This is a genomic window from Streptomyces sp. NPDC054847 (assembly GCF_053610925.1).
Genome location: NZ_JBSGZJ010000394.1, coordinates 1 through 6,611, shown reverse-complemented (window position 1 = coordinate 6,611; position 6,611 = coordinate 1). Strand labels below are relative to the sequence as shown.

The following is a 6,611-nucleotide window of genomic DNA, read 5'->3' as shown; positions in this document are numbered from 1 at the left end:
CGTCAGCCCTCCCGGCGCCTGATCTTGTTGCCCAGCCACACCAGCGGGTCGTACTTCCGGTCCGCGGCCCGTTCCTTCATCGGGATCAGCGCGTTGTCCGTGATCTTGATGCCTTCGGGGCAGACCTCCGTGCAGCACTTGGTGATGTTGCAGTAGCCCAGTCCGTGTTCGTCCTGTGCCGTCGTCCTGCGGTCCAGTCCCGACCCGGCGGCCGAGTCCAGCGGATGCATGTCCAGTTCGGCGATGCGCATCAGGAACCGCGGGCCGGCGAACGCCTCCTTGTTCTCCTCGTGGTCGCGCACCACATGGCAGGTGTCCTGGCACAGGAAACACTCGATGCACTTGCGGAACTCCTGCGACCGCTCCACGTCCATCTGCTGCATCCGGTACTCGCCGGCCGCGACACCCGGGGGCGGCACGAACGACGGGATCTCCCTGGCCTTCTCGTAGTTGAACGAGACGTCGGTGACCAGGTCCCGCACCACGGGGAACGCCCGCAGCGGTGTGACCGTGATCGTCTCGTCCCTCGTGAAGACGGACATCCGGGTCATGCACATCAGCCGGGGCCGGCCGTTGATCTCGGCGCTGCAGGAACCGCACTTGCCGGCCTTGCAGTTCCAGCGGACCGCGAGGTCGGACGCCTGGGTGGCCTGGAGGCGGTGGATGATGTCGAGGACGACCTCTCCGTCGTTGACCTCGACGGTGAAGTCCTCGAGGCCGCCGCCGCTCCGGTCGCCCCGCCAGACCTTGAAGCGGGCTTGGTAGGCGCTCACTCGGTCAGCTCCTCCTCGGCGAGGTACTTGATCAGCTCTTCCTTCTCGAACAGGGCGAGCAGGTCGGCACGGATGGGCTCGGTCGTCGTCCGCTCGAGCCGGATCCTGCCGGTGGCTCCGGCGGCCGCGGTGGCGTCGTCCTCCTGCCGGAGCCGGCACACCAGGTTCACCCGGCGCCATTCGCGGTCCATGCCGGGGCAGTCCTCCCGGGTGTGGCCGCCGCGGCTCTCGGTCCGCTCCAGGGCGGCCCGCGCGATGCACTCGCTGACCAGCAGCATGTTCCGCAGGTCCAGGGACAGGTGCCAGCCGGGGTTGAACTGCCGGTGCCCTTCGACCCCGGCGCGGCTCGCCCGTTCGCGCAGTTCGGCGAGCTTCGTCAGGGCCTGTTCCATCTCGCCCGCCCGGCGGATGATGCCGACCAGGTCGTTCATCGTCTGCTGAAGCTCCTGGTGGAGCGTGTACGGGTTCTCGGGCGTCGTCCCGGCCTCCGGACCCTCGGCGCTGAAGGGCCGCAGCGCCTCCGCCGCCGCGGCGTCGATCTGTGCCTCGTCGACCGCCGGCCGTGCGGGGAGCCGCTGGGCGTACTCGGCCGCGTGGAGCCCGGCCCGGCGTCCGAAGACGAGGAGGTCGGAGAGGGAGTTGCCGCCGAGGCGGTTGGAGCCGTGCATACCGCCCGCCACCTCTCCGGCGGCGAACAGCCCGGGGACGCCGAGCGCGCCCGCGGTGTCGGACTCGACGGCGATGCCGCCCATCACGTAGTGGCAGGTGGGCCCGACCTCCATGGCCTCCGCCGTGATGTCCACGTCCGCGAGTTCCTTGAACTGGTGGTACATCGACGGCAGCCTGCGCCGGATCACGTCCGCCGGCATCCGGGTGGACACGTCGAGGAACACACCGCCGTGCGGGGAGCCGCGGCCCGCCTTGACCTCGGAGTTGATCGCCCGCGCGACCTCGTCGCGAGGCAGGAGCTCGGGGGGACGCCGGTTGTTGTCCGGGTCCTCGTACCAGCGGTCGCCCTCTTCCTCGGACTGCGCGTACTTCTCCTTGAAGACGTCGGGCACATAGTCGAACATGAACCGCTTGCCCTCGGAGTTCCGCAGCACCCCGCCGTCGCCGCGCACCGACTCGGTGACGAGGATGCCCTTCACCGACGGCGGCCAGACCATCCCCGTCGGGTGGAACTGGACGAACTCCATGTTCACCAGCGGGGCACCGGCCAGCAGCGCGAGGGCGTGCCCGTCCCCGGTGTACTCCCAGGAGTTGGAGGTCACCTTGAAGGACTTGCCGATTCCGCCCGTGGCCAGGATGACGGAGGGGGCCTCGAGGACGAAGAAGCGGCCGGACTCCCGCTCGTAGCAGAAGACTCCGCAGACCCTGCCGTCCTTCTTCAGGACGCGGGTCACCGTGCACTCCTGGAAGACCTTCAGCCCGGCCTCGTAGTCACCGAGCTCCCGTTTGTCCTCCTGCTGGAGGGAGACGATCTTCTGCTGGAGGGTGCGGATCAGTTCGAGCCCGGTGCGGTCGCCGACGTGGGCGAGGCGCGGGTACTCGTGGCCGCCGAAGTTGCGCTGCGAGATCCTGCCGTCGGCGGTGCGGTCGAAGAGCGCGCCCCAGGTCTCCAGCTCCCAGACCCGGTCGGGCGCCTCGCGGGCGTGCAGCTCGGCCATCCGCCACTGGTTCAGGAACTTCCCGCCGCGCATGGTGTCGCGGAAGTGCACCTGCCAGTTGTCGCCCGGGTTCGCGTTGCCCATGGAGGCGGCGATGCCGCCCTCCGCCATGACCGTGTGGGCCTTGCCGAACAGGGACTTGCAGATCACCGCCGTACGCGCGCCCCGCTCACGCGCCTCGATGGCGGCGCGCAGGCCCGCGCCGCCCGCACCCACCACCACGACGTCCCACTGCTGCCGTTCGAGCTCGGTCATCAAGCACCTTCCATCAGAACAGCCTCGGATCGTCGAAGGCGCCGGACGCGACGAGGTAGACGTAGAGGTCGGCGAGCGCGACGCTGAACAGCGACGCCCACGCGAGCTGCATATGACGGGCGTTCAGCTTGCCGACCCAGCCCCAGAGGCGGTAGCGCACGGGATGCTTGGAGAAGTGCCGCAGCCGACCGCCGATGATGTGCCGGCACGAGTGGCACGAGATGGTGTACGCCCAGATCAGCACGATGTTGACGAGGAACACGAGCGTGCCGAGGCCCATGTGGCCCCACTCGTAGTGCTCGTCGCGGAAGGCGAGCACCGTGTCGTACGTGAGGATCCCGGCGACCGGCACGGCGGCGTAGAAGAAGTACCGGTGGATGTTCTGCATGATCAGCGGGAAGCGGGTCTCGCCGGAGTACTTCTTGTGCGGCTCGGCGACGGCGCAGGCCGGGGGAGAGGCCCAGAAGCCCCGGTAGTAGGCCTTGCGGTAGTAGTAGCAGGTCAGCCGGAAGCCGAGCGGGAAGATCAGGATGAGCAGCGCGGGCGACAGGCCCCACCAGCTGCCGAAGATCTCCCAGTTGGGGCCCGACCGCATCGGTTCGCAGTTCTCGGCCAGGCAGGGCGAGTAGAAGGGCGAGACGTACGGCGCCGCGTAGTAGTCGGCGCCTGCGAACGCGCGCCAGGTCGAGTACACGATGAAGGCGAGCAGGCCGGCGGCCGTCATGGCCGGGGCCAGCCACCAGCGGTCCGTCCGCAGGTGGCGGGGGCCGATGGCGGCACGCGTGGCCTCGTGCACGCCCTTATGGACTTGTGGTGGTTCGGTACCAGTGGCCAACGAAGGCTCCGGGTGGAGTGGGATCAGGGATGGGGCTCCGGTCCGCCGGCCCTGCCTGCGGGCCGGCTCCTGCTGTCCGGGCCGGTCAGGGCGCGTGCCGGTCGCGGACGCCCAGTCCCTCGTCGTCCGAATCGGTCCACAGCGCGTTGTCGTACGGGGCGTCGGGGATGGTGACCAGCTCGGTCCGGACCTTGGCGGCCGGTGCGGCGGAGCCCGCGAGCGGGCGGGAGCCGCTCAGCCGGTCGACGGTCTGTTCCAGCTCGCCGACACGCCGGACCAGCTCATCGAGGCGGCGCTGTACGGCCGCGAGATCTTCCTGTGACATGACTTGCCCTCACTTCCGCGGGGTGCGGTGGCGTCGTTCATGCGCCTGCGAGTGTCGCGCGTCACATCCCCGCTTGTGAAGGGGACGTACGGGGATTCCCGGCGCATGCGCTGCCAGCGCGCCCCTCATGGTCGGAGCCTCACTCCCCCCATATTCGCCCTTTTTATTCCCTTTGGGAGCGTTCGCGGTTCCTCCGCACGGGTGGCCTTCGCGGAAGCGCCGTCGTGTCTCCGTCCGGCGCGGCAATCCATCCACTTCAGTGAGTGGAATCGGTGTGATCATCTCTAAATTCGACGAAACAGGACGAAGAGGTACAAGCCATGTCCCAGGTCGAAGCCCCCCGCGGGCGGACATGCTCCCGAAGGCTCCGCCCCGTCGCACTGCTCGCGAGCGGAGTGCTGGTACTCCCCGTTCTCGCCGGATGCAGCTCGGGCGACGAGCAGAGCAGGGGGAAGCCCCCGGCTCAGGACATCTCGCCCGCCGACCGTGAGCTCGTCGCCGACGGAGGGACGCTGCGCTGGGCCGTCGACACGATGCCCACCACGCTCAACTCCTTCCAGGCCGACGCGGACGCCACGACCGGCCGGATCGCCGGCGCCGTGCTGCCCGCCCTGTTCATCCTGGACGCCGACGGGCGGCCGCAGCGGAATCCCGACTATCTCGAGTCGGCGGAGATCGTCGAGCGGGAGCCCAAGCAGGTCGTGCTCTACAAGCTCAACCAGCAGGCCGTGTGGAGCGACGGCCGCGAGATCGGCGCCCCGGACTTCCTCGCCCAGTGGCGGGCGCTGAGCGGAAAGGATTCCTCGTACTGGACGGCGCGCAACGCCGGGTACGAGCGGATCCAGAAGGTCGAGCGCGGCGAGAACGACCTGGAGGTCAAGGTCACCTTCACCAAGCCCTACGCGGACTGGCAGTCGCTCTTCACGCCGCTCTACCCCAAGGACGTGACCGGGACTCCGGCGGCCTTCAACGACGGGGCCCGCACGAAGCTCAAGGTGACGGCGGGACCGTTCCGGATCTCCAAGATCGACCAGGCGGCCGACACCACCACGCTCGTGCCGAACCCGCGCTGGTGGGGGGACCGCCCCAAGCTCGACAAGCTGGTGCTGTCGGCCGTGCCGCGCGAGAAGCGGATCGCCGCGCTCGCCGCCGGAAGCCTCGACCTGGCCGATGTCGACCCCTCGGCGGCGGAACGTATCGCCTACGCCGTGAAGGACGCCGGACGCGGCGGACGCCCGCTGGCCTACGGCCCCGGCGCCGACAGGACTCCGTCCGCCGCCCTGAAGTCGTGGGCGATGGCCCACGGCTCCGACGAGGAGCTGGCCGAGGTCGCACAGCAGGCCCGCAAGCGGGCGGCGGAGGCGGAGAAGAAGTACGCGCAGGAGCAGTCCGCCCTCAGTAAGTACGAGGTCCGCAAGTCGCTGGAGCCCGCGTACACCCAGCTCGCGCTGAACGGCGAGTCCGGGCCGCTGGCCGACGACCGGGTGCGCCGCGCGATCGCCCGGGCGCTGAATCGCAAGGAGATCGCCGACGCCGTGCTCACGCCGCTCGGCCTGCCCGCGGAGCCGCCCGGCAACCACCTCGCGCTGGCCGGTCAGGCCGCGTACACCGACAACAGCGCCGCACTCGGGGAGCAGGACACCCAGGAGGCGCAGGCGCTGCTCGCCGACGCCGGCTGGACGCCCGGAGGGCTCCGCGAAGAGCCGGCCAAGGCGGGCGGTGAGGCCGGGAAAGCGGACGAGAAGGGCAAGGGCGGCCAGGACGGCAAGGAAGAGGACGGGAAGAGGACGCCGGGCAAGGCCTCCGCCGAGCCGTCCGCGAGCCCGTCGGCCGAGGCGTCGGAGAAGAAGAACGACGCCGCCTCCGACGACGGGCTCTACATCGTCGGCGACGACAAGCCCGCGGCTCACGACCCGAGATCCGGTTCCCGCGTCACGCACATCCTCGCCCCGGCCCCCGGCGCCGCGCTCCAGAGCGCCGCCGTCCGCCGGCAGGCAGCGTCGCTCGCCGACGACGGCGCCGGCGCCACGGACAAGGCGGCCAGGAAGGCCGGGGACAAGGGCGGCATGCCCGGCGCCTACGCACCGCGCGGTACGGCGGCACCCGGCGCCGCCCCCGTCGGCGGCGCCCTCGGCAAGGACGGGAAGCCGCTCAGCCTCCGCTTCGTCCTCCCCTCGGGCGCGGGCTCGGAGGTGCTGCGCACGGTCGGCGACAAGATCGCGCAGATGCTGGACCGGGTCGGAGTGCGCACGGAGATCATCAAGGTGGACGACGCGAGCTTCTTCAAGGACCACATCGCGTCGGGCGACTACGACCTGGCCCTCTACTCCTGGCCCTCCAGCCCCTTCCCGGCGACCGACGCCCGGCCGATCTACGCCAAGCCCAGGCCGGCCTCCGACGGCTCGCTCCTCGTCGAGCAGAACTACACGAGGGTGGGTACGGACTACATCGACCAGCTCTTCGACCAGGCCGCCGGCGAGCTCGACGCGGACGCCGCGCGTGACCTGATGCGCAGGGCCGACGCCAGGATCTGGGCGGCGGCCGGCTCCGTTCCGCTCTACCAGCGCCCGCAGCTGGTCGCGGCACGCAAGCAGGTGGTCAACGCGGGCGCCTTCGGATTCGCCGAGCCCCGATACCAGGACATTGGTTTCAAGACGGCCGCAGCCGCCCCCAAGCAGTAGCCGCAGGGGCCGTAGGCCGGGAGAAACCGCAGGTCACAACCTCAGAACCTGTATCTTATACACATCTCCGAGAAC

The 6,611-nt window shown here is 70.1% G+C and carries 5 protein-coding genes; 1 reads left to right on the top strand and 4 read right to left on the bottom strand.

Features of this window, described 5'->3' with window-relative positions:
• Positions 1–2: 2 nt before the first annotated feature.
• The 4 genes from ACWGH4_RS28245 to ACWGH4_RS28230 form a co-directional block, all read right to left on the bottom strand.
• On the bottom strand, positions 3–773 hold the full coding sequence (locus ACWGH4_RS28245; RefSeq protein WP_453465907.1) for a succinate dehydrogenase/fumarate reductase iron-sulfur subunit: 771 nt from the start codon (positions 771–773) through the stop codon (positions 3–5).
• Positions 770–2,695 (bottom strand): fumarate reductase/succinate dehydrogenase flavoprotein subunit, encoded by a 1,926-nt coding sequence (locus ACWGH4_RS28240; RefSeq protein ID WP_453465905.1) that lies wholly within the window; start codon positions 2,693–2,695, stop codon positions 770–772. Before ACWGH4_RS28240 ends, ACWGH4_RS28245 begins: the two co-directional genes overlap by 4 nt.
• A 13-nt stretch (positions 2,696–2,708) precedes the next feature.
• Positions 2,709–3,530: a hypothetical protein gene (locus tag ACWGH4_RS28235; RefSeq protein WP_453465903.1), complete on the bottom strand. Its 822-nt coding sequence runs from the start codon at positions 3,528–3,530 to the stop codon at positions 2,709–2,711.
• Between the two features lie 85 nt (positions 3,531–3,615).
• Positions 3,616–3,855: a hypothetical protein gene (locus ACWGH4_RS28230; protein WP_441264019.1), complete on the bottom strand. Its 240-nt coding sequence runs from the start codon at positions 3,853–3,855 to the stop codon at positions 3,616–3,618.
• A gap of 320 nt (positions 3,856–4,175) precedes the next feature.
• Between ACWGH4_RS28230 and ACWGH4_RS28225 the strand changes: the two genes are divergently transcribed.
• Positions 4,176–6,536: an ABC transporter family substrate-binding protein gene (locus ACWGH4_RS28225; RefSeq protein WP_453465901.1), complete on the top strand. Its 2,361-nt coding sequence runs from the start codon at positions 4,176–4,178 to the stop codon at positions 6,534–6,536.
• Positions 6,537–6,611: the final 75 nt, after the last annotated feature.